Consider the following 23,082-nt stretch of genomic DNA (forward strand, 5'->3'; position numbering starts at 1 on the left):
GCAGAGAGCTCGGCACAGATGGGTGAAATCGGCGGTCGTGTCGGCGGCCGCCTTCGCTTTGACCGTGAGCGCGCAGGGGGTGGCGGTGTCCCTGCCGACCGCTCCCGCGACGGCTGACCAGGAATTCGCGTCCTCGTTCGAGGCGGGCGACCCGGCACCCGACTGGCTCAACACCGTCGACACCGCGCCGGACGGCGGCAAGCGGGCCTCGGGCGTCGACGGCGGCTACGGCAGCGGCATACCGGGCAATGTGACCGACCATGTCACGGACGTACGGGCGAACGGCGAGAACACGAGCGGCGGGGAGGTGAAGGAGAACCTCGTCGACGGGGAGCCGAGCAGCAAGTGGCTGGTCTTCGAACGCAGCGGGTGGCTGGAGTTCGACATGGACAAAGCGGTAAAGATCGCGAAGTACGCGCTCACCTCGGCCAACGACCACGCCGAGCGCGACCCACGGGACTGGACCCTGCGGGGCTCCGTCGACGGCAAGGACTGGAAGACCCTGGACACCCGCTCCGGTGAGACGTTCACCGAACGGTTCCAGACAAAGACGTACGACCTCCCGGAACCGGCCGAGTACCAGCACCTCCGACTGGAGGTCACCAGGAACAACGGCGCCTCCGACATCCTGCAACTGGCCGACGTCCAGTTCTCCACGGGCGGCGGCGACGGCCCGGTCCCGCAGGACATGCTCTCCCTGGTCGACCGCGGCCCGAGCGGCTCCCCGACCGCGAAGGCGGGCGCGGGCTTCACCGGCAAGCGGGCCCTCAGGTACGCCGGACGGCACACGGCGGACGGGCGGGCGTACTCGTACAACAAGGTCTACGACGTGAACGTGGCCGTCGGCCGCGACACCCGGCTGTCCTACCGCGTCTTCCCGTCGATGGCGGACGGCGACCGTGACTACGACGCCACGCACGTCTCGGTCGACCTCGCCTTCACCGACGGCACCCATCTCAGCGACCTCGGCGCCACCGACCAGCACGGCTTCCCGCTGTCGCCGCGCGGGCAGGGCGCCGCCAAGGTGCTGTACGTCAACCAGTGGAACAACGTGGTCGCACGGATCGGTTCGGTCGCGGCGGGCAGGACGGTCGACCGGATCCTGGTGGCGTACGACTCCCCCGAGGGCCCGGCGAGGTTCCGGGGCTGGCTGGACGACATCGCGCTGCAGCGCGTGGCGCCCGAGAAGCCCAAGGCCCACCCGTCCGACTACGCGCTCACCACCCGCGGCACCCTCTCCAGCGGCGGCTTCTCGCGCGGCAACACCTTCCCGGCGACCGCCGTGCCGCACGGCTTCAACTTCTGGACGCCGGTGACGAACGCGGGCTCGCTGAGTTGGCTGTACGACTACGCCCGCGCGAACAACGCCGACAACCTGCCGACGATCCAGGCGTTCAGCGCGAGCCACGAGCCCAGCCCCTGGATGGGTGACCGGCAGACCTTCCAGGTGATGCCGTCGGCCGTCTCCGGCACCCCGGACCTGGGCCGTGAGGCACGGGAGCTCGCCTTCCGGCACGAGAACGAGACAGCGCGGCCGTACTACTACGGGGTGCGGTTCGAGAACGGGCTGAAGGCCGAGATGGCGCCGACCGACCACGCGGCGGTGCTGCGCTTCACCTACCCGGGCGACGACGCGAGCGTCCTCTTCGACAATGTGACGGACCAGGCGGGCCTCACGCTCGACCAGGACGACGGGATCGTCACCGGCTACTCGGACGTGAAGTCCGGGCTGTCGACGGGTGCGACGCGGTTGTTCGTGTACGGCGAGTTCGACAAGCCCGTGACCGAGGGCTCCGCCGGCGGGGTGAAGGGACACCTGCGCTTCGACGCCGGAGCCGACCGGACCGTCACCCTGCGCCTGGCCACCTCGCTCATCGGCATCGACCAGGCCAGGGACAACCTGCGCCAGGAGATCCCGGGCGGCACCTCCTTCGAGACGGTCAAGTCACGCGCCCAGCGCCAGTGGGACCGCCTCCTCGGCAAGGTCGAGGTCGAGGGCGCGACGCCGGACCAGCTCACCACGCTGTACTCCAGCCTGTACCGGCTGTACCTGTACCCCAACTCCGGTTTCGAGAAGGTCGGTTCGACGTACCGGTACGCGTCGCCGTTCTCCCCGATGCCGGGCCCCGACACGCCGACGCACACCGGCGCGAAGATCGTGGACGGCAAGGTGTACGTGAACAACGGCTTCTGGGACACCTACCGGACGACGTGGCCCGCGTACTCACTCCTGACGCCCAGTCAGGCCGGCGAGATGGTCGACGGGTTCGTACAGCAGTACAAGGACGGCGGCTGGACCTCCCGCTGGTCCTCCCCCGGCTACGCGGACCTCATGACCGGCACCTCCTCGGACGTCGCCTTCGCGGACGCCTACGTCAAGGGCGTCGACTTCGACGCGGAGGCGGCGTACGACGCGGCCGTGAAGAACGCGACCGTGGTGCCGCCGTCGTCCGGCGTGGGCCGCAAGGGGATGGCGACCTCGCCCTTCCTCGGCTACACCGGCACCGAGACGCACGAGGGCCTGTCCTGGGCGCTGGAGGGCTACCTCAACGACTACGGCATCGCGCGGATGGGACAGGCGCTGTACAAGAAGACCGGCGACAAGCGGTACAAGGAGGAGTCCGCGTACTTCCTCGACCGCGCCCGGGACTACGTCAACCTCTTCGACTCCGAGGCCGGCTTCTTCCAGGGCCGGGACGCGAAGGGCGACTGGCGCGTGGAGTCCTCGAAGTACGACCCGCGGGTGTGGGGATACGACTACACGGAGACGAACGGCTGGGGCTATGCCTTCACGGCGCCCCAGGACAGCCGGGGCCTGGCCAACCTCTACGGCGGCCGCGACGGCCTCGCCGACAAGCTCGACGAGTACTTCGCCACCCCGGAGACCGCCTCGCCCGACCTCGTCGGCTCCTACGGCGGTGTCATCCACGAGATGACCGAGGCGCGGGACGTCCGCATGGGCATGTACGGCCACTCCAACCAGGTCGCCCACCACGCCATCTACATGTACGACGCGGCCGGGCAGCCCTGGAAGGCGCAGAGACACGTCCGCGAGGTGCTGTCGCGGCTCTACGTCGGCAGCGAGATCGGGCAGGGCTACCACGGCGACGAGGACAACGGCGAGCAGTCGGCCTGGTTCCTGTTCTCCGCGCTGGGCTTCTATCCGCTGGTGATGGGCAGTGGTGAGTACGCCATCGGATCACCCCTGTTCACCAAGGCGACGGTCCGTCTGGACAACGGCCGGGAGCTGGTCGTCAAGGCGCCGAGGAACAGCGCCCGCAATGTGTACGTGCAGGGGCTGAAGGTCGACGGCGTTGCGTGGAAGTCGACGTCGCTCCCCCACTCGCTGATCGCGAAGGGCGGTGTCCTGGAGTTCGACATGGGGCCGCGGCCCTCGTCGTGGGGCACCGGCAAGCACGCGGCGCCGGTGTCGATCACCGAGGACGACGAGGTGCCGCAGCCGCGCGCGGATGTGCTCAAGGGCGACGGGGCGCTGTTCGACGACACGTCGGCGACGCAGGCGAGCGTCTCCTCGCTGGACCTGCCGGTGTCCGGGCGCACCAAGGCCGTGCAGTACACGCTGACCTCGCCGGCGGACCGGACGCGGGCGCCGACCGGGTGGCAGCTCCAGGGGTCGAAGGACGGCACCACGTGGCGGACCCTCGACGAGCGCTCCGGGCAGTCCTTCGCATGGGACCGGCAGACACGGGCGTTCACCGTGGGGTCACCGGGTACGTACGGGAGGTACCGCCTGGTCCTCGACGGCGAGGCGGTGGTGTCGGAAGTCGAACTGCTCGCCTGAGCAGGGGCATTGGGGGTCTCATGCAGGGTGTCGATCCGGCCTGGCTGCCGGACGGGGCGTTCCGGCCGATCGGCACCCGGCGGACGCTGGTCCGCGGCTCGGGACCTCTGGTGGACACGGTGCACGGGGAGGTGGCTGAGGCCTGCGCACGGTTCGGCGGAAGCGTCGCGCGCGACGGCTCCCCCGGGCCGTACGACCTGGTGCTGGAGCTGACCGGCGCCGAGGGCGGCGAGGCGTTCACCTTCGAGCGCGGTGACGGCCGCACGACCGTCACCGCGTCCGGGGGCCCCGGGCTGCTGTACGGCCTCTTCCACGTCGTACGGCTCGGGGACACGGCGTTCCAGGGCTCGTACGGCCGTGAGGAGCACCGGCCCGCCATGGCGCTGCGCATGCTCGACCACTGGGACAACGTGGCCGTGCATCCGGTCATGGGCCAGGTGGAGCGTGGCTACGCCGGCGGGTCGCTGTTCTGGCGGGACGGACGGGCGCGCGGGGAGTTCGAGCGCGTCCGGGCGTACGGCAGGCTGCTGGCGGCCTGCGGGATCAACGCCGTGGCCGTGAACAACGTCAACGTGCACGCGGCCGAGGCGCGCCTGCTGACCGACCGGATCGGTGAGGTGGCCGACCTCGCGGGCGTGTTGCGGCCGTACGGCATCCGTGTCCATCTGTCGGTGACCTTCGCCGCCCCGATGCTGCTCGGCGGGCTGCCGACCGCCGATCCGCTGGACGAGGCGGTGCGGGCGTGGTGGGCCGGGGCGACCGCGCGGGTCCACGAGGCGATCCCCGACTTCGGCGGGTACGTGGTGAAGGCCGACTCGGAGGGGCAGCCGGGACCGTTCGCGTACGGCCGCAGTCACGCGGACGGCGCGAACATGCTCGCGGCCGCGCTGGAACCGTACGGCGGCACCGTGCACTGGCGGGCGTTCGTCTACGACCACCGCCAGGACTGGCGGGACCGGACGACGGACCGGGCGCGGGCCGCGTACGACCACTTCGTGCCGCTGGACGGGCAGTTCGCGCCGAACGCCGTCCTCCAGGTCAAGCACGGGCCGATGGACTTCCAGGTGCGCGAGCCCGTCTCGCCGCTGATCGGCGCGATGCCCCGCACCCGGCTCGCGGTGGAGATGCAGGCCACGCAGGAGTACACCGGGCAGCAGCGGCATGTGTGCTGGCTGGGCCCGATGTGGAGCGAGGTGCTGCGGTTCCGGCCCGAAGAGGGGTCATCCGTCGGGGAGTTGGCGCGCGGTGGACTCGTCGCCGTGTCCAACGTCGGTGACGACCCGTTCTGGACCGGCCACCCGCTGGCCCAGGCGAACCTGTACACCTTCGGGCGGCTGGCCTGGCAGCCGGTCGCGGATCCGGGCCGGATCCTCGACGAGTGGATCCGGCTCAGCTTCGGGCCCGGCGACCCACGCTTGCACACGGGGCTGCGCGCGGTGCTGGACGGTTCGTGGCGGACGTACGAGAAGTACACCGCGCCGCTGGGCGTGGGCTGGATGGTGCAGCCCGGGCACCACTACGGGCCGAGCGTGGACGGCTACGAGTACAGCCCCTGGGGCACCTATCACTTCGCCGACCGCGACGGCGTCGGTGTGGACCGCAGTGTGGCGACCGGCACCGGGTACGCGGGGCAGTACGCCAAGCCGTGGGCCGAGCGGTACGAGTCGCCGGACACCTGTCCCGACGAGCTGCTGCTGTTCTTCCACCACATGGCGTACGGGCACATGTTGCGCAGCGGCAAGACGGTGATCCAGCACATCTACGACACACACTTCGAGGGTGTGGCGGAGGTGGAGGAGGCCCAGCGGGTGTGGGCCTCGCTGGCCGGGCTGGTCGAGCCGGGGCGCCACGCACGGGTGACAGAGCTGTTCGAGGAGCAGCTCCGCAGTGCCCGTGAGTGGCGCGATCAGGTCAACAGCTACTTCTTCCGCAAGTCCGGTGTGCCCGACGCACATGGGCGGCGCATCTACTGAATCCGCAGAATCGCTGTGCCCAGCGGATCGAGGGCCAGGGGCTCGCCCTGCTCGACCCGCTTGCCGGTCAGCAGGTCGGTGGCGGTGGTGTGGGCGGTCGGGTGGACCGGTTCGGGGGCGTGGTTGAGGAGGAAGAGGAGGCGGGTGCCGTCGGGGGCGACCCGGGTCGCGGTCTCCAGGGCGGGGTGGTCGGCGTACGGGCCGAGCAGGTCGTGGCGGGCGAGGACGCGGCGGACGACCCGGTCGACGCCGGGCTGGTCGAGGGCGGTGGCGACGTACCAGCCCTCTCCCCCGCTGTCGCCGAAGGGGTGACGGGTCACGGCAGGGGTGCCGGCGTAGAAGTCGGCGCCGTAGGTGCCGACCGGCTCGGCGCCGCGCGGCAGCACGAGTTCGAAGACCAGGCGGGCCTCGCAGGTCAGCTCCCCGACCTGGACGGGCTGTACGAACTCCGGGGGCCTCGTGTCCCACTCGTCGACGCGGACGCCCATGAGCGGGACGAGCGGACCGGGGACGTCGGTGAGGAACGCGCGGTCGTGTGCGTCGACGCGGCCCGAGAGGAAGGTCGCGAGGACCGTGCCGCCGCGTGCGGCGACGGCTTCCAGGCGCTCGGCGAGATCGTCCTTGACCATGTGGAGGGCGGGGGCGAGGACCACGTCGTAGGCCGTGAGGTCGGCGGTGACCGGGACCACGTCGACGTCCGCGCCAGCCTCGCGGGCGGCCCGGTAGTAGGCGTGGACGACCTCCTGGTACCTGACCAGCCGGGAGGGGCCGTCGGAGATCTCCAGGGCCCACCAGCTGTCCCAGTCGAAGACCAGGGCGGTGCGGGCGGGTGTGCGCGCGCCGAGCGTGCTGTCGCCCAGTAGCTTCAACTCCCGGCCGAGGTCGGCGACTTCGCGGAAGACGCGGGTGTCGTCGCGGCCCGCGTGGCCGATGACGGCGCCGTGGTCCTTCTCGCAGGCGCCGCGGGAGGCGCGCATCTGGAAGTACAGGGCGGCGTCGGCGCCGTGGGCGATCGCCTGGAAGGTGGCCAGGCGCAGCTCACCGGGGCGGCGCAGCGGGTTCACGTCACGGCAGGCGGTGGTGGACGGGGTGTGTTCCATCAGCCAGAAGGGGGCGCCGTCCTTCAGGCCGCGCATCAGGTCGTGGGCGAGGGCGGGCCAGGTGGGCGGGGCGTCGAGCGGCGGGTAGCTGTCCCAGGAGGCGAAGTCGAGGTGGGGTGCCCAGCGGTGGTAGTCGAGCGGGCGGAACATGCCCATGAAGTTGGTGGTGACGGGGGTGTCCGGGTCGTGGGCGCGGATCGCCTCCTTCTCGGCGAGGAAGCAGCCGAGCAGGGCGTCGGTGGTGAAGCGGAAGTAGTCGAGGGTGATGCCCTGGAAGGCGGTGTGGTCGGGGCCGCGCCAGTGCTCGGTGAGGGCGTTCGGTGGCTCGATCTGGTCGAAGTCGGTGTAGCGGTGCGACCAGAAGGTGGTCCACCACGCGTCGTTGAGGGCGTCGAGGGTGCCGTACCGGTCGCGCAGCCAGGCGCGGAAGGCGTCGGCGCACCGCTCGCAGTAACAGGCGCCGCCGTACTCGTTGTTGATGTGCCAGGCGAGCAGGGCGGGGCGGTCGGCGTAGCGTTCGGCGAGGCTGCCCGCCATCGCGGTGGCCTGCTCGCGGTACACCGGTGAGCTGGGGCAGAAGTTGTGCCGCTGGCCGTAGCGGTGCCGGCGGCCCTCGAAGTCGGTGCGGTTGACCTCGGGGTACTTCTTGGCGAGCCAGGGCGGGAGGGCGGCCGTGCCGGTGGCCAGGCAGACGCCGCGGCCCTCGGCGGCGGCCCGGTCGAGGATGCGGTCGAGGACGGTGAAGTCGTAGGTGTCCTCGGAGGGTTGGGTGAGGGACCAGGAGAAGACGCCGACGGTGAGGGTGTCGATGCCGGCCCGGTCGAACAGGCGGTGGTCCTCGTCCCAGATGGATTCCGGCCACTGCTCGGGGTTGTAGTCGCCGCCGTAGGCGATCTTCGGGAGGCGGGGCGCGGTCATGCGGTGAACTCCTCCTGGGTCTCGGCGATCACCGGGCGGCTGCCGTGCAGCAGGGACAGCAGCAGCGGGGCGGCCAGCAGGGCGGGCAGGGCCTCGGTCAGCAGGGCGGTCGCCGCGGCCGTCAGAACCAGCAGCGAGGCCGCGGCGAGGGTGGCGCGGCCGTGCCGGAGCAGGAAGTACGCGGCGAGGCGGGCGGTGTCGCGGGTGCGGAAGGTGAACAGGGAGGTCAGGACCAGCGCGTGCGCGCCCCACAGCAGGGAGACGACGCCGATCGCCGCGAGCAGGACCGCCCACCAGCCGGGCAGGCCGGTGGCCGAGAAGTGCGTGAGGGTGAACGCGATGACGGTGAGCCACGCCAGCAGCGGGGTCCACAGCTTCAGCGCCGGGAGGGCGCCCAGCCGCCAGCCCCGCCAGTAGGCGCGGGCCGGGCGCAGCTCGGTGAGGTCGCGGCTGCGGTGGTGCAGGGCGTACAGGGCGGCGGACAGGGCCGGGCCGAGGGGCAGCAGGCATACGGCCGCGAGGGGGAGGTTGGACGGGTCGGCGCCGAGCAGGAACAGCCCGGCCAGGCCCGGCGAGGCGGCGACCAGCAGCAGGACCTCGACGGTGACGAGGGTGTGGATGAGGGCGGCGGCGCGGGAGAGGACGCCGGTGCCGAAGTCGGTCGTACGGACGCTGCTCACCGCGGCTCCCTTCCCAGCAGTCGGCGTTCGTCCCACCAGGGTGGGGTCTCGTCCTCGACCGGGGTGAGTTCGACGAGGGTGACCTCGTGGCGGCCCAGCGTCAGGTCCAGGGTCACGCGCGCGTCCCGCACCGGCAGCCGGGAGTGGTGGCGGGCGGGCTCGGCGGCCTCGTGCAGGACGTCGAGCTGGGCGGGTTTCGGTGAGCGCGGGCTGCCCATGTGCCGCCAGGCGGTGTACGCGTTGCCGCGCTCCTCGTCCACGCGGGAGCGGCGGACGAACACCTCGCCGCCGCTCACCGGCACGGACAGGCGCAGGGTGTGCCGGTCCGGGCCGGGGCTCTCGCCGGTCGGGTCGACCGGGGCCCAGGCGAGGACGGTGACCCGGCCGTCGGGGTGCCGGGTGACGAGGTGGCCGTTACCGCGCGCGAGCAGCTGCGGTCCCATGCGGGCCATGAACGCGTACAGGTGGTACGTCGGCTTCCTGATCTGCCGGTGGGTGAGCAGGCCGAAGCCGCCGTGGAAGAGGGCGGTGGGGATGCCGGTCTCCTCGAACACGTCGCTGAACGTCCAGTACGAGAAGGAGTCGGCGTGCTCGCCGCCGGCCGCGACGACCGGGGCGAGGTAGGCGGCGTGGAAGGCGGTGTCGTGGACGGGGTTGTCGGGGCGGTAGGAGGAGTTGAACTCGGTGATGTGGACGGGGAGTTCGGCGTACCGGGTGCCCTTGAGCCGGTCCCGCGGCCGGGCGAACTGGTCGAGGAGGTGGTCCGCCGGGGCGAGTGTCTGGTGGACGCCGAACGGGACGTGCTGGGCGGGTCCGGAGGTGTAGGCGTGCCGGGAGACGAAGTCGACGGGGACGTCGCGGCGGTCGGCGAACTCGGCGAAGCGGACCAGCCACTCGTCTGCGCCGGGTGAGATCGCCGGGCCCCCGACCTGGAGCGAGGCGTCCACCTCCTTCACGGCGTGTGCGGTGACCTCGTACAGCCGGTGGTACGCCTGCTCGTCCGCGTCCTGCCAGAAGTCGCGCAGGTTGGGTTCGTTCCACACCTCGATGGGCCAGGTGCGCACCTCGTCGAGGCCGTACCGGTCGACGAGGTGGGTGAGCGTGGCCCGGACCAGTTCCGCCCATTCCGGGTGGGAGCGGGGCGGGGTGACGTTGCCCCGCCACCAGAACACCGTCTGCTCGCCGGAGGCCAGCCCGGGTGGCATGAAGCCGAGTTCGAGGAAGGGGCGGATGCCGAGGTCGAGGTAGGCGTCGACGACCTGGTCGACATACGTGAACGAGTGGTGGACGTGCCGGGTGCCCTGGTGGTCGTAGGGGCGGTGGATGCCCATGCCGTCGCTGAGCAGGCCGTGGCCGCGGATGTGCCGGAAGCCGATCTCGTCCCGCAGGACCTTCAGGGAGTCCTGGTAGTCGCGGCGCAGGGCGAGGTCGAGGCGGCCGGTGCCGACGCAGTGGCGCCAGGCGTCGGACAGGCGGCCGCTCGGCTCGGCGGGGACGCGGATGATCACCCGTTCTCCTTCTGGTACCGCTCGTACGCCCGGTTGTGCAGGTCGATGTACTGGTCCATGTTCTTCGACTTCAACTCGGCCACGTAGTCGTCCCATTCGGACAGCGGGCGCTTGCCGAGGGCGAACTTGAGGGTGTTCTGCGTGACGTGGTCCCTGAGCGGCGTGTCCCAGAGGGTGGCCTGCTCCTGTTCCGTGGACTGCAGGGGGTGGGGCGGGTCGATGGGCAGCTGCTCGCGCTCGGCCATGGCGTCCTGGAACTTCTTCTCGTCCGGGAGGAACGAGGACGAGACCAGGGCCCAGGTGCCGCCGTAGGCGAAGACGCCGTTGGAGAAGCCGTAGTCCTTCTGCAGGTCCTTCGGGGCGTCCGGGTCCGAGCCCATGAGGGTGATGCCGTCCTTGACCTTGTACCGGCCCGGCCCGGAGGTGGTGTACGTCTCGTTCTCGACGCCCCACTTGGCGAACTCCTGGCCCTCGTCCGAGTACCAGAGCCAGTCCACGAACTGCATCATCGCCACGAAGTTGTCGCTGTCGAGGGCCTTGCTGGAGATCATGAGGCCGTTCTCCAGGCGGCTGCCGCCCATCACCACCGGTCCCGCCGGCCCGAGCGGCACCGGCACCATCTCGATGGTCGCGCCCTCGACCTGCCTCTCCAGGTTGTACCGGTAGTTCTGCACCAGCTCCTGCGGGTTGGCGCTGATCGCGAAGCACCGCTCCGACAGCAGTTTCTGGATCGCCTCGTCGTCGTGCTGGGTGAAGCTCTCGGGGTCCATCAGCTTCTCGGCGACCAGTTTGTGCAGGTACGTGATCATCTGGCGGAAGGCGTCCGTGGCTCCGGTGAAGACGAACTTCTTCGCCTGCGCGTCCCAGGTGGTGTTCTCGTACGTCCAGCCGGCGCCGATGCCGTACGCCTGGCCGAGGTAGCTCATCAGGGCGCCCGCGGGGAAGGGCGTGTTGTCGCTCCAGCGGTCGGAGAAGGGGTAGCGGTCGGGGTACTCCTCCTTGATCGCCTTGAAGACGGAGTACACCTCGTCCCAGGTGGTGGGCAGGCTCAGGCCGAGTCTGTCGAGGACGTCCGTGCGCAGCGACAGCGAGTAGCCGGGCTTGGGTTTCTCGTGCAGGCCGGGCAGCAGGTAGTAGTTGCCGTCGGACTGGCGGATGGAGTCGAGTTCGGGCTCCAGGCGCCACTTCTTCACCTTCTCCCGGAAGTTGGGCATCAGGTGCACGTACTCGCTGACCGGGAGGATCGCGCCCGATGACACGAACGCGGCCTCGGAGGGGTGGTACGTCTTGGGGATGATGAGGGGGGCGTCGCCCGCGCCGATGAGCAGGCTGCGCTTCTTCTCGTAGTCGCTCAGCGGGACGGCGGTCGGTTTCAGGGTGACGCCGGTGCGGCGGGTGAGCTCCTTCCAGAACAGCCAGCCGTTCTTCAGCGGGTAGCCCGGGTGGTTGTTGTACAGGACCGAGAACGACAGCGGCTCGGCGGCCTTGAACTGGTCGCCGACGCGGTAGTTCTTCATCGCGCCGTGTCGCTTCTTCGACAGGTCCTTGCCGCCCCCTCCGTCGTCGCCGCCGCAGCCGGTGAGGGTGGCCAGGCCGATGAAACCGGCGGCGGCGAGGATCTGGCGCCGGGACAGTTGTCCTGTGTTCTTCACGGGAACTCCCTCGTTCCGTAAGTGAGTTGAGGAGGTCAGCCCTTGACCGCGCCGAGCATCACGCCCGAGACGAAGTAGCGCTGGACGAACGGGTACACGCAGAGGATGGGCAGCGAGGTCAGCACGATCGTGACCGCCTGGATGTTCGTCGCCACCTGGCTGCCCTGCTCCGTGGTGGCCCCGGCGTTGCCGCCGCCGGTCGCGCCCGCGAGGAGGTTGCGCAGATAGACGGTGACCGGCATCAACTCGGTCTTGTCCATGTACAGGAACGCCGAGAACCAGGAGTTCCAGAAGGACACCGAGTAGAACAGCACCATCGTGGCGACCACCGCTTTCGACAGCGGCAGCACGATCCGCAGCAGAATGCCGTACGTACTCAGGCCGTCGATCTCCGCGGCCTCCTCCAGTTCGCTCGGCAGGCTCTCGAAGAACGCCTTCATCACCAGCAGGTTGAACACGCTGATGGCGTTGGGGATGGCGATCGCCCACACGGAGTTCTTCAGGCCGAGGCTGCTGATCAGCACGTAGTTGGGGATCAGGCCGCCGGTGAAGAACATCGTGAAGACGGCGATACCGACGAGCGCGCTGCGCCCCTTGAGGTGCTTCTTCGACAGGACGTACGCGTAACAGGTCGTCAGCACCATCGCGACGGCGGTGGAGACGACCGTGTAGAAGACGGTGTTGCCGTAGTTCCGCCAGAACGTCGAGTCGGAGAAGACGATCTCGTAGGTGGTGAGGTTGAAGCCCTTGGGCCACAGCGTCACCTCGCCGGCCCGGATCTGCCGTTCCCCGCTGAACGAGCGGGCGATGATGTTGACGAACGGATACAGCGTCACCAGCACGACGAGGGTGAGGATCACCCCGTTGATGCCCTGGAAGACGCGGTAGGAGCGGCTCGGTTTCACCACAGGCTCGTCCCCACTGTGCGGCGCGAGAGCTGGTTGGCGGACGTGATCAGGACCAGGCCGATGATCGCCTCGAACAGGCCGATGGCGGCGGCGTAGCTGAAGCTGTTGGACTCGAGACCGGTCCGGTAGAGGTAGGTGGAGATCACGTCGGCGGTCGGATAGGTCAGCGGGTTGTACAGCAGCAGGACCTTCTCGAAGCCGACCGCCAGGAACGTGCCGATGTTGAGGATCAGCAGCGTGATCATGGTGGGCCGGATGCCGGGCAGGGTGACGTGCCAGATCTGCTGCCAGCGGCCCGCGCCGTCGATGCGGGCGGCCTCGTACAGGTCCTCGTCGATGGTGGTGAGCGCGGCGAGGTAGAGGATCGTGCCCCAGCCGGCGGTCTGCCAGATCTCCGAGCCGACGTAGATGGTGCGGAACCACTCGGGCTCCTGGATGAACCGGATCGGATCGTGCCCGAACCAGCCCAGCACGTGGTTGATCGGGCCGTCGGTGGCGAGCATCTGCATGGTGATGCCCGCGACGATCACGATCGACAGGAAGTGCGGCAGATACGACACCGACTGCACGAACCGCTTCAGTGACTGCCGGCGCACCTCGTTGAGCAGCAGCGCCAGCACGATCGGGATCGGGAAGCAGAAGACCAGCGTGAGCCCGCCGAGCCACAGGGTGTTGCGGAACACCTGCCAGAAGGTGGGGTCGGAGAGGAACATCTCGACATAGCGCAGCCCCACCCACTGCTCGCCCAGGATCGAGCCGCCCGGCTCGAAGCGCCGGAAGGCGATCACGTTGCCGATCATCGGCAGATAGCGGAAGACCAGGAAGAACAGCAGCGGCAGCACGGCCAGCGAGTACAACTGCCAGTCCCGGCGCAGCGCCCGCCGCCGGCCCGTGCGCGTCGGCCGCCGCGCGCGGCGGGGTGGAGCCTTCGTCGGTGGCGGCTCCTGGGTGCCGGGCGGTGGAGCCGATCTGGTGGAGGTGCTCATACGGTGGCCTCCCGGTGGCACCGAAAGTTTCGGAGTCGTACCGGCAACTTTGCGGCGAGGTTAGGGGCGGGTGTAATGGCTGTCAATGGGACTGACAGGGAACACCGGTTGAGGGGGCTGCCACCGAGGCGATCCAGGGTTACGAAACATTCTGGTGGAGCAGCGCAACAATCGGAGGCCCTCGTTGCCCGCGTTCGACCTGCCCCCGGCAGAACTGGAGCACTACCGTCCGGATCCTCCGGAGCCCGCCGACTTCGACGAGTTCTGGCACCACACCCTCAAGGAGGCGGCGCGGGAGGAGGGGTTGGCGGCGGCGCACCCGGTGCGGACCGGGCTACGGCTGACCGAGACCTGGGACGTGACCTTCCGGGGCTTCGGCGCGGACCTGGTCCGGGCCTGGTTCAGCAGACCGGCGGGGGTGCGCGATCCCCTGCCCGCGGTCGTGGAGTACGCCGGTTACGGCCGCGGCCGCGGACTCCCGCACGAGCGGCTGACCTGGGTGAACGCCGGATACGCGCATCTGCTGATGGACAACCGGGGCCAGGGCGACCAGTACGGCAACGGCGGCGCCACCCCCGACCCGCACGCCATGGCACCGGGCGGCCCGGGCCCGGCGGTACGCGGCCTGCTATCCCCGCGGGGCTACCACTACCGGCGCCTGATCACGGACGCCGTCCGGGCTGTCGGGGCGGTACGCGCGCTTCCGGGCGTGGACGGCACCCGGGTCGCGGCCGTCGGCAACAGCCAGGGCGGCGGGCTCGCCCTGGCCGTCGCGGGACTCGTGCCCGACCTCGCCGCGCTCCTGGTCACCGCGCCGTTCCTGTGCGGCATCCGGCGCGCGCTGGACCTCACCGACGCGGGGCCGTACGGCGAGATCGCCGCGTACCTCGGCGTGCACCGGGGTGCCGAGCGGGCCGCGTACGACACGCTCGCCTACGTCGAGGGGATCTCCTTCGCCCGGCGTGCGCGTGCCCCGGCCCACTTCGGGGTCGGCCTGCGCGACACGGTGTGCCCGCCGAGCGGGGCGTACGGCGCCTTCAACCGCTATGCGGAGCTGTCGGGCGCCGACCCGCGCAGGGAGATCCACGCGTACCGGTTCAACGGCCACGAGGGCGGGGACGCGGTGCACGTGCGGCGCCAACTGGACTGGCTGGACGACGTGTGGGGCATCACGCCGTAGGAGCCGTCACCTCCACGGAGAAGTCGTTGTCGACCGTGAAGTAGGGCCGCACGGTGGCGCCTGCGACCTGGGTCGCCGGATAGACGAAGATCTCCTTGCGGTCCGCCACGTCGTCGAACAGCCGGCCGACCCGGACCGGAGAGGCTCCCTCGTCGGCTCGCGGCTGGACGAAGACGTCCCAGACGCGGCTTCCGGTGCCGTGGTCGGCGGCCAACTCCCCGTGATCCACGGTGCAGGAGAACTCCCGGCCGTCGTCGGCGGCCCGTGGTTCCAGGCTCCGTACGACACCCTTCCCGCCCCGCAGGCGCAGTCGTACGGCGGCCCCCTCGGAGAGCGCGGCGCCGTGCAGCCGGGCCCGGAACGTCATCGACCGGTCCGTCAGCTCGATGCCGTGGACCTCCGCATGGGCGGTGCGCAGCCAGGCCCGCACCGCGAGATAGCCGTCCTTGGTGGTGTACGGCACCCGCACGGCGACCGGAGCCGGCCAGTCGCGGTCCCGGCCGTCGACGAGGGCCCGCAGGTCACGCAGACCGGGGCGCACGCGCTGACGCTGGGCTCCCGGTTCGGGGACCAGGTACACGTCCCACCGGCCCTCGGCGAGTGCGGGCTTCGGCTCCAGGACGGCCCGCAGACGGCCGTCGCCCACGGGTTCCGGATCGAGCGGGTGCAGCAGCTTCTCCGGCGCCCCCTTCTTGGGGCGCAGCCGCAGCAGCAACTGGGGCGCGGAGGTACCGGACACCGCGTCCGCCCCCAGGACGAAGGTGATCCGCCCGTCCTCGTCGACCGTGCAGTCGGCACGGAGCGACGCCCCGCTTCTCACGCCGGGCTCCGTCGTCATCGCTGTCCCCTCCGTACCGTGTGCAGCGCGCGGTACGCCGCGGCGTACGCGGTGTCGCGTGCGGCGAAACCCTGGGTGACCAGGGTGTGGTGTATTCGGCGGCGCTCCGGCGCCACCGGCCGACCGGCCCTGCGGGCGGACATCGCCTCGCCGATCAGCCGCTCGGCCCGCTCCACGACGGGGACCGGGGCGAACCGTCGCGCGTTCTCCATCGCCGTACGCCCCATCCGCCGGCGCAACTCGTCGTCGCGGACGAGGTCCAGCAGCGCCGCGCCCATCGCGTCACGGTCCCCGACCGGCACCAGGCGGCCGTCCACCCCGTCCTTGATGATCTCGCGGGGTCCGTACGGGCAGTCGGTGCTCACCACCGGCAGTCCGCAGCGCATCGCCTCGACGATGGTCATGCCGAACGCCTCGAAGTCGGACGCGGCCACGCCGATCGACCCCTTGACCCACTCCGCCTCCATGGGGGCGGCCGCGCCCATCAGGAAGACGTTCTCGTACAGACCGAGGCGCTGGATCAGCTCCTGGAGCCGGGCGTGTTCGTCTCCCTTGCCGTAGATACGCAGGTGCCAGTCCGGGCGCTCGGCGGCCACCAGGGCGAACGCCTCGATGAGCAGGTCGTACCGCTTCACCGGGCCCAGTCGGCCCGCCGCGACCACCACCTTCGCGGTGCCGTCCGCCGCAGGCAGCACCGGATCGGGGACGCTGTTGGGAAGCGCCTCCACCCGAACGCCCGGCAGCCGCATCCTGCGCCGGTAGGCGGTTGCGTCCGCCTCCGTGACGGTGGTGAGCACGTCGAGCCGGCGGTAGGCCCGGCGCAGCGCGATGCGCAGCGCCGGCGGATGGTTGTCGAGGGAGAGGTGCTCCTGCCCGATGCGGACGACATGCTCCGGCGCCTGGAGCGCGAGGTGCACATTGAGTCCCGGCCGGGTGCCGATGACCACGTCGGCGTCGGTCGCCGCCAGGTACTCGCCGATCCGCTGGTCGGTCAACTCGCTGTACTGGCGGTGGCGGTACTCGGCGGCGGGGAACACTCCCGCCGGTCTCAGATGCAGGGGATGTTCCTTCTCGTGCCGCAGGTCCACCAGTGGTCGTAGGCGCACTCTCGGGTCGAGCGTGCGGTTGGGGTGTTCGCGGTGCCGCAGCACGGACGCGATCTCCACCTCGTGCCGTTCGGCCAGCGCCTGCGCGAGATTGAAGGTCGTGCTGATCGTGCCTCCGATCCCGTAGGCGTTGTGCAACAGGAAAGAGATCTTCATGGCGGACTAGACCGCGCCAACCTGCCCCGGGTTGCCCCCTGTTATCAGTTTGTTCTCCTGTCAATCACCCATTCGACCGGTTCATCAGGACACGGACCCGGTGGACGCCCCGCTCGACGCCCACCGGGTCCGCCCGAGTCGGTGGCTCAGCCCACCCGGCAGGGCAGGGTCGTGGTGCTGTCGCCGCCGGGTCCGGAGACGACGTAGCCGAATGTCGCTTTCTGACCGGGACTCAGGGAGCCGTTCCAGTCGGCGTTGTGGACCATCACGGCCTGGCCGTTGTAGGTCGCGGTGCCGCTCCAGAGGCTGTCGACCTTCTGGCCGGCGGGGAGCGTCCAGTCGACCATCCAGCCGAGCATCGGGACGTCACCGGTGTTGGTGACGGTCACCTCGGACTGGTAGCCGCCGTTCCAACTGCCGGTCGTGCGGCGGGTGGCGGAGCACTCGCCGGGCACCGGGTCGGTGGGGTTGCCGGGCTCCTTGATGCCGGTCACCTCGCCGTTGCCGCCGTCGAAGACGACGTCGGAGCAGGAGTAGAAGGTTTCCTGACTGTCGGAGCGCTGCCAGACCATGTAGATGATGTGGCGGCCCGACTTGTTGTCAGGAAGCTTTCCTGTCCAGGAGTAGTTGGCCTCGACCGTGCCCGGGGAGCCGTTGAGCGGCGGGTGGTCGACGGAGAGGAAGGGCCGCTCCTCCATGTCGTCCCAGGTGAGGGTCCGGGTCGGGTCGAAGCCGTCCTTGGTGATGTAGACGTAGAACCAACCCGGGTGCGCGGCCCAGGCGTTGTAGGAGAAGTCGACGGTCGCGCCCGAGGTGAGGTGGGTGAGCGGCCAGTCCTTGCTGGGCGTGTTGAAGCCGGTGAAGTTGGTGTTGCCGCCGCTGCACAGCTCGCCGTCGGGCACGAAGCCGCGGGTGCGGCCGGCGCCGTCGGAGCGGAGCACCGAGAACCAGTTGTAGAACGGCGTGGTGCCGCTGACCTGTTGGGCCGCCCTGCACGCCGGGTTGACCGGCTTGATCTCACCGGTGTCGGTGAGGCCGTCCTGCCAGCACAGGAAGGTGCGGCTGCCCGGTTTCATGGGAGTGCCGTGGGCCTCCGCCTCACCGCCGGCACTCACCACGAGGGCGACCGCCGGGATGGTCGCGAGCAGGGAGACCAGGACGAGGAAGAGGGCTCTGACACGGGTGGGAAGAGTTAATCGGCGAGCCGAAGGTGCACTCGGCTCCATTTTTGTCAGGATCATGACATTAGAGTCCGTTCCTTCAGGTACGGGCCGTGCGCATACCTGCGCATGCGGGTGCGGTCGTGCCGCAGGCACGCCATGGATGCGGCGCGCGCGTGCGGGAGCGTGGGGCGGGAGCGGTCCGGGGCGGGTTCCGGTCCACCATGGGAGCGCTCCCACCACCACCTGATTCGGAAAGTAGCGCTGTGGGGCGCGGTTGTAAAGCGCGGTGCGCGGTTGGAAAGCGCGGCGGCGCACCGCCGCTACCGCGCGGTCGGTCCGCCGCCGGGACGCCGAAGGGCCGCACCCCCGTCGCCGGGGATGCGGCCCTTCACGGCGTCGACTGCCGCGCCGTACCGCTTACTTGCGGATCAGGCTGCGCAGCACGTACTGCATGATGCCGCCGTTGCGGTAGTAGTCGGCCTCACCGGGGGTGTCGATGCGGACGACCGCGTCGAACTCGACGCCCGTGTCGGTGGTGACCTTCACCGTGCGCGGGGTGGTGCCGTTGTTGAGCTCCTCGACGCCGGTGATGGAGAAGGTCTCCTCGCCGGTCAGGCCGAGGGACTCGGCGGAAGCACCCTCCGGGAACTGCAGCGGCAGGACACCCATGCCGATGAGGTTCGAGCGGTGGATGCGCTCGTAGGACTCGGCGATGACGGCCTTGACGCCGAGCAGCGCGGTGCCCTTGGCCGCCCAGTCACGGGACGAGCCGGAGCCGTACTCCTTGCCCGCGAGGACGACGAGCGGGATGCCCTGCTCGATGTAGTTGCGGGAGGCGTCGTAGATGAAGGAGACGGGCCCGCCTTCCTGGGTGAAGTCGCGGGTGTAGCCACCCTCCGTCCCCGGCGCGATCTGGTTGCGCAGGCGGATGTTGGCGAACGTACCGCGGATCATGACCTCGTGGTTGCCACGGCGGGAGCCGTAGGAGTTGAAGTCACGACGCTCCACACCGTGCTCGGTGAGGTACTTGCCGGCCGGGGTGTCGGCCTTGATCGCACCGGCCGGGGAGATGTGGTCGGTGGTGACCGAGTCGCCCAGCTTGGCGAGCACGCGCGCGCCGGTGATGTCGGAGACCGGGGTGGTCTCCATCGTCATGCCCTCGAAGTACGGGGGCTTGCGGACGTACGTGGACTGCGGGTCCCACTCGAAGGTGTTGCCGGTCGGGATCGGCAGCGCCTGCCACTGGGCGTCACCGGCGAAGACGTCGGAGTAGGACTTGCTGAACATGTCCTCGCCGATGGCGTTCGCGACGACGTCGTTGACCTCGGCCTCGGAGGGCCAGATGTCGGACAGGTAGACCGGCTTGCCCTCCTGGTCCGTGCCGAGGGCGTCCTTGGTGATGTCCACCTTCATCGAGCCGGCGATGGCGTACGCGACGACCAGCGGCGGGGACGCCAGGTAGTTCATCTTGACGTCGGGGTTGATACGGCCCTCGAAGTTCCGGTTGCCGGACAGGACCGAGGTGACCGCGAGGTCGTGGTCGTTGACGGCCTTGGAGACCTCCTCCGGCAGCGGGCCGGAGTTGCCGATGCAGGTGGTGCAGCCGTAACCGACCAGGTTGAAGCCGACCTTGTCGAGGTACGGGGTCAGGCCCGCCTTGTCGAAGTAGTCGGTGACGACCTTGGAACCCGGGGCGAGGGTGGTCTTGACCCACGGCTTGCGGGTCAGGCCCTTCTCCACGGCCTTCTTCGCGACGAGCGCGGCGGCGACCATGACGTACGGGTTGGAGGTGTTGGTGCAGGAGGTGATGGCGGCGACCGTCACGGCACCGTGGTCGATCTGGTACGTCGAGCCGTCGGGGGCGGTCACGGTGACCGGGTTGGACGGGGCGCCGTTCGGGGCGACGGCCGGAGCGTCGGAGGCCGGGAAGGACTCCTGGCCCGCCTCGTCCACGCTGTCGACGTAGTTGCGGACGTCCTGCTTGAACTGCTCGGCGGCGTTCGCGAGGACGATGCGGTCCTGCGGGCGCTTCGGACCGGCGATGGACGGGACGACCGTGGACAGGTCCAGCTCGAGCTTCTCGGAGAAGTCCGGCTCGGCGGCCGGGTCCAGCCAGAGGCCCTGCTCCTTGGCGTACGCCTCGACGAGCGCGAGCTGCTGCTCGGAGCGGCCGGTCAGCTTGAGGTACTTGATGGTCTCGTCGTCGATCGGGAAGATCGCGGCGGTCGAGCCGAACTCCGGCGACATGTTGCCGATGGTGGCGCGGTTGGCGAGCGAGGTGGCGGCCACGCCCTCGCCGTAGAACTCGACGAACTTGCCGACGACGCCGTGCTTGCGGAGCATCTCGGTGATGGTCAGCACGAGGTCGGTGGCGGTGGTGCCGGTGGGCAGCTCGCCGGTGAGCTTGAAGCCGACGACGCGCGGGATGAGCATCGAGACCGGCTGGCCGAGCATCGCGGCCTCGGCCTCGATGCCGCCGACGCCCCAGCCCAGCACACCGAGGCCGTTGACCATGGTGGTGTGCGAGTCGGTGCCGACGAGGGTGTCGGGGTAGGCCTGGCCGTTACGCACCATCACCGTGCGGGCCAGGTGCTCGATGTTCACCTGGTGGACGATGCCGGTGCCGGGCGGGACGACCTTGAAGTCGTCGAAGGCGGTCTGGCCCCAGCGCAGGAACTGGTAGCGCTCCTTGTTGCGGCCGTACTCCAGCTCGACGTTCTGCGCGAACGCGTCGTTGGTGCCGAACTTGTCGGCGATGACGGAGTGGTCGATGACCAACTCGGCCGGGGAGAGCGGGTTGACCTTCGCCGGGTCGCCGCCGAGCTCCTTGACGGCCTCACGCATGGTGGCGAGGTCGACGACACAGGGCACGCCGGTGAAGTCCTGCATGATCACACGGGCCGGCGTGAACTGGATCTCCTGCGACGGCTGGGCCTGCGAGTCCCAGTTGCCGAGGGCGCGGATGTGGTCGGCGGTGATGTTCGCGCCGTCCTCGGTGCGGAGGAGGTTCTCCAGCAGCACCTTCAGGCTGTAGGGGAGGCGCGCGGAGCCCTCGACCTTGTCCAGCCGGAAGATCTCGTACGACTCGTCGCCCACCTGCAGCGTGCTGCGGGCGTCGAAGCTGTTCGCCGACACGACAGTCTCCTTCATTTTTGTGCGCTTACCACCGCATCCTGCCGCCACGCCGTCTTGGCCGATCCGCTAAGGTAAGGCTAAGTTAGGCATGCCTTACTGGAGTGGCGACTGCGGTGCGCCTCGGCAGATATCTCGATGTCGAGATAACTCTAGTACATGGGGCCGGGATGGTCATGCCCGGCCTCGTCGTCGCGCGCCATTCGGCCGTGTCGTTGCCCACACCCGCTCGCGACATTCCACACATCCGGCCCGCCACCCCTGCGCCCGCCACAGGAATCGCGCGGATCCACCACCGGAATCCCCTCTTTCGGCACGCCTTTCCCCCGCCTCTTTCCGTGCGCCCCCGACCGGGATCGCGCGCTCTCACGCAAGCCCTTTGCATGATCATGCGGGATCATGCATACTCTTCCTATGTCCAAGGTCCTCACCTCCCTCCCCACCGGCGAGCGCGTCGGCATCGCCTTCTCGGGCGGCCTCGACACCTCGGTCGCGGTCGCCTGGATGCGCGACAAGGGCGCCGTCCCGTGCACCTACACCGCCGACATCGGCCAGTACGACGAGCCCGACATCGCCTCGGTGCCCGGCCGCGCCAAGACCTACGGCGCCGAGGTCGCGCGCCTGGTCGACTGCCGGGCGGCGCTGGTCGAGGAGGGCCTGGCCGCGCTGACGTGCGGCGCGTTCCACATCCGTTCCGGCGGGCGGGCGTACTTCAACACCACGCCGCTGGGCCGTGCCGTCACCGGCACGCTGCTGGTGCGGGCGATGCTGGAGGACAACGTCCAGATCTGGGGCGACGGCTCCACCTTCAAGGGCAACGACATCGAGCGGTTCTACCGCTACGGCCTGCTCGCCAACCCGAACCTGCGGATCTACAAGCCGTGGCTGGACGCGAAGTTCGTGACCGAGCTCGGCGGCCGCAAGGAGATGTCGGAGTGGCTGGTCGCCCACGACCTGCCCTACCGGGACTCGACCGAGAAGGCGTACTCCACCGACGCCAACATCTGGGGCGCCACCCACGAGGCCAAGACGCTGGAGCACCTGGACACCGGCATCGAGACCGTCGAGCCCATCATGGGCGTGCGGTTCTGGGACCCCGAGGTCGACATCGCCACCGAGGACGTGACGATCGGCTTCGAGCAGGGCCGCCCGGTGACGATCAACGGCAAGGAGTTCGCCTCCGCCGTCGACCTGGTCATGGAGGCCAACGCCATCGGCGGCCGGCACGGCCTCGGCATGTCGGACCAGATCGAGAACCGGATCATCGAGGCCAAGAGCCGCGGCATCTACGAGGCGCCCGGCATGGCCCTGCTGCACGCGGCGTACGAGCGCCTGGTCAACGCCATCCACAACGAGGACACCCTCGCCCAGTACCACAACGAGGGCCGGCGCCTGGGTCGCCTCATGTACGAGGGCCGCTGGCTGGACCCGCAGGCGCTGATGATCCGCGAGTCGCTCCAGCGCTGGGTCGGCGCCGCCGTCACCGGAGAGGTGACCCTGCGACTGCGGCGCGGCGAGGACTACTCGATCCTCGACACCACGGGCCCGGCGTTCAGCTACCACCCGGACAAGCTGTCCATGGAGCGCACCGAGGACTCGGCGTTCGGCCCGGTCGACCGGATCGGCCAGCTCACCATGCGCAACCTCGACATCGCCGACTCCCGCGCCAAGCTGGAGCAGTACGCCGGCCTCGGCCTGATCGGCACCGGCAGCCCCACCATCGGCGCCTCCCAGGCGGCCGCGACCGGGCTGATCGGCACCATGCCGGAGCTGCCGGAGGGCGGCGCCGAGGCCATCGCCTCCCGCGGCGAGGTCTCCGCGGAGGACGCGCTGCTGGACCGCGCCGCGATGGAGTCCGGCACGGACTGACCGCGGACGAGGGGACGGACCACCACCACCGGAAGGCCGGCTGGGCGCCGAGGGCGCCGAGCCGGCCTTCCGGCTTTCCCCGCACGTCTTCCGGCTTTCCCCGCACGTCTT

At 70.0% G+C, this 23,082-nt stretch carries 14 protein-coding genes; 4 read left to right on the top strand and 10 right to left on the bottom strand.

Going from position 1 to position 23,082, the window contains the following annotated elements; translation table 11 throughout:
* Window positions 1-58 precede the first annotated feature (58 nt).
* Together ABZ078_RS23775 and ABZ078_RS23780 are read left to right on the top strand one after the other, a co-directional pair.
* Window positions 59-3,802 (top strand): GH92 family glycosyl hydrolase, encoded by a 3,744-nt coding sequence (locus ABZ078_RS23775; protein ID WP_356578234.1) that lies wholly within the window; start codon window positions 59-61, stop codon window positions 3,800-3,802.
* 20 nt (window positions 3,803-3,822) lie between these two features.
* Window positions 3,823-5,775, top strand: a complete 1,953-nt coding sequence (locus ABZ078_RS23780; RefSeq protein ID WP_356578156.1) for an alpha-glucuronidase — start codon at window positions 3,823-3,825, stop codon at window positions 5,773-5,775.
* On the opposite strand, the gene ABZ078_RS23785 is transcribed toward ABZ078_RS23780, so the two are convergent.
* From ABZ078_RS23785 to ABZ078_RS23810, 6 genes are read right to left on the bottom strand one after another with little or no spacing between them, the layout of a single operon-like run.
* Window positions 5,769-7,793 carry a beta-galactosidase gene (locus ABZ078_RS23785; protein ID WP_356578158.1) on the bottom strand — a complete coding sequence of 675 codons (2,025 nt, stop codon included), beginning with the start codon at window positions 7,791-7,793 and terminating at the stop codon, window positions 5,769-5,771. The two genes, ABZ078_RS23780 and ABZ078_RS23785, sit on opposite strands and share 7 nt — an antisense overlap.
* Complete coding sequence (locus tag ABZ078_RS23790) at window positions 7,790-8,473, bottom strand: hypothetical protein (protein ID WP_356578160.1); 684 nt, start codon at window positions 8,471-8,473, stop codon at window positions 7,790-7,792. The genes ABZ078_RS23785 and ABZ078_RS23790 overlap by 4 nt, the downstream gene beginning before the upstream one ends.
* Window positions 8,470-9,978 (bottom strand): xylan 1,4-beta-xylosidase, encoded by a 1,509-nt coding sequence (locus ABZ078_RS23795; RefSeq protein ID WP_356578236.1) that lies wholly within the window; start codon window positions 9,976-9,978, stop codon window positions 8,470-8,472. Before ABZ078_RS23795 ends, ABZ078_RS23790 begins: the two co-directional genes overlap by 4 nt.
* Entirely contained in the window at window positions 9,978-11,633 is a 1,656-nt protein-coding gene (locus ABZ078_RS23800; RefSeq protein WP_356578162.1) for an extracellular solute-binding protein, read from the bottom strand. Before ABZ078_RS23800 ends, ABZ078_RS23795 begins: the two co-directional genes overlap by 1 nt.
* Window positions 11,634-11,668: 35 nt before the next feature.
* Entirely contained in the window at window positions 11,669-12,541 is an 873-nt protein-coding gene (locus tag ABZ078_RS23805; RefSeq protein ID WP_356578163.1) for a carbohydrate ABC transporter permease, read from the bottom strand.
* Window positions 12,535-13,527 (bottom strand): ABC transporter permease subunit, encoded by a 993-nt coding sequence (locus ABZ078_RS23810; protein ID WP_356578164.1) that lies wholly within the window; start codon window positions 13,525-13,527, stop codon window positions 12,535-12,537. The genes ABZ078_RS23805 and ABZ078_RS23810 overlap by 7 nt, the downstream gene beginning before the upstream one ends.
* Before the next feature lie 184 nt (window positions 13,528-13,711).
* Here ABZ078_RS23810 and ABZ078_RS23815 point away from each other — a divergent pair, with 184 nt between their 5' ends.
* Complete coding sequence (locus ABZ078_RS23815) at window positions 13,712-14,707, top strand: acetylxylan esterase (protein ID WP_356578166.1); 996 nt, start codon at window positions 13,712-13,714, stop codon at window positions 14,705-14,707.
* Here the strand turns inward: ABZ078_RS23815 and ABZ078_RS23820 are convergent.
* The 4 genes from ABZ078_RS23820 to acnA form a co-directional block, all read right to left on the bottom strand.
* A complete protein-coding gene (locus tag ABZ078_RS23820) occupies window positions 14,697-15,545 on the bottom strand; it encodes a transferase (RefSeq protein ID WP_356578168.1) in 849 nt (282 codons plus the stop codon). The two genes, ABZ078_RS23815 and ABZ078_RS23820, sit on opposite strands and share 11 nt — an antisense overlap.
* A complete protein-coding gene (locus ABZ078_RS23825) occupies window positions 15,542-16,807 on the bottom strand; it encodes a glycosyltransferase family 4 protein (protein WP_356578170.1) in 1,266 nt (421 codons plus the stop codon). Before ABZ078_RS23825 ends, ABZ078_RS23820 begins: the two co-directional genes overlap by 4 nt.
* Window positions 16,808-16,953: 146 nt before the next feature.
* Window positions 16,954-18,033 carry a lytic polysaccharide monooxygenase gene (locus tag ABZ078_RS23830; protein ID WP_356578238.1) on the bottom strand — a complete coding sequence of 360 codons (1,080 nt, stop codon included), beginning with the start codon at window positions 18,031-18,033 and terminating at the stop codon, window positions 16,954-16,956.
* 354 nt (window positions 18,034-18,387) lie between these two features.
* On the bottom strand, window positions 18,388-21,105 hold the full coding sequence (gene acnA / locus ABZ078_RS23835; protein WP_356578172.1) for an aconitate hydratase AcnA: 2,718 nt from the start codon (window positions 21,103-21,105) through the stop codon (window positions 18,388-18,390).
* 411 nt (window positions 21,106-21,516) lie between these two features.
* Between acnA and argG the strand changes: the two genes are divergently transcribed.
* Window positions 21,517-22,971 (top strand): argininosuccinate synthase, encoded by a 1,455-nt coding sequence (argG, locus tag ABZ078_RS23840; protein ID WP_356578240.1) that lies wholly within the window; start codon window positions 21,517-21,519, stop codon window positions 22,969-22,971.
* Window positions 22,972-23,082 lie beyond the last annotated feature (111 nt).

This window comes from Streptomyces sp. NPDC006385, assembly GCF_040612485.1.
GTDB lineage: Bacteria > Actinomycetota > Actinomycetes > Streptomycetales > Streptomycetaceae > Streptomyces.

Excerpts from the sequence above, each read along its gene's own strand:
- ABZ078_RS23780 (WP_356578156.1), top strand. The coding sequence starts at position 3,823 with ATGCAGGGTGTCGATCCGGCCTGGCTGCCGGACGGGGCGTTCCGGCCG.
- ABZ078_RS23810 (WP_356578164.1), bottom strand. The coding sequence starts at position 13,527 with ATGAGCACCTCCACCAGATCGGCTCCACCGCCCGGCACCCAGGAGCCG.
- argG (WP_356578240.1), top strand. The coding sequence starts at position 21,517 with ATGTCCAAGGTCCTCACCTCCCTCCCCACCGGCGAGCGCGTCGGCATC.
- ABZ078_RS23825 (WP_356578170.1), bottom strand. The coding sequence starts at position 16,807 with ATGAAGATCTCTTTCCTGTTGCACAACGCCTACGGGATCGGAGGCACG.
- ABZ078_RS23830 (WP_356578238.1), bottom strand. The coding sequence starts at position 18,033 with ATGGAGCCGAGTGCACCTTCGGCTCGCCGATTAACTCTTCCCACCCGT.
- ABZ078_RS23785 (WP_356578158.1), bottom strand. The coding sequence starts at position 7,793 with ATGACCGCGCCCCGCCTCCCGAAGATCGCCTACGGCGGCGACTACAAC.
- ABZ078_RS23820 (WP_356578168.1), bottom strand. The coding sequence starts at position 15,545 with ATGACGACGGAGCCCGGCGTGAGAAGCGGGGCGTCGCTCCGTGCCGAC.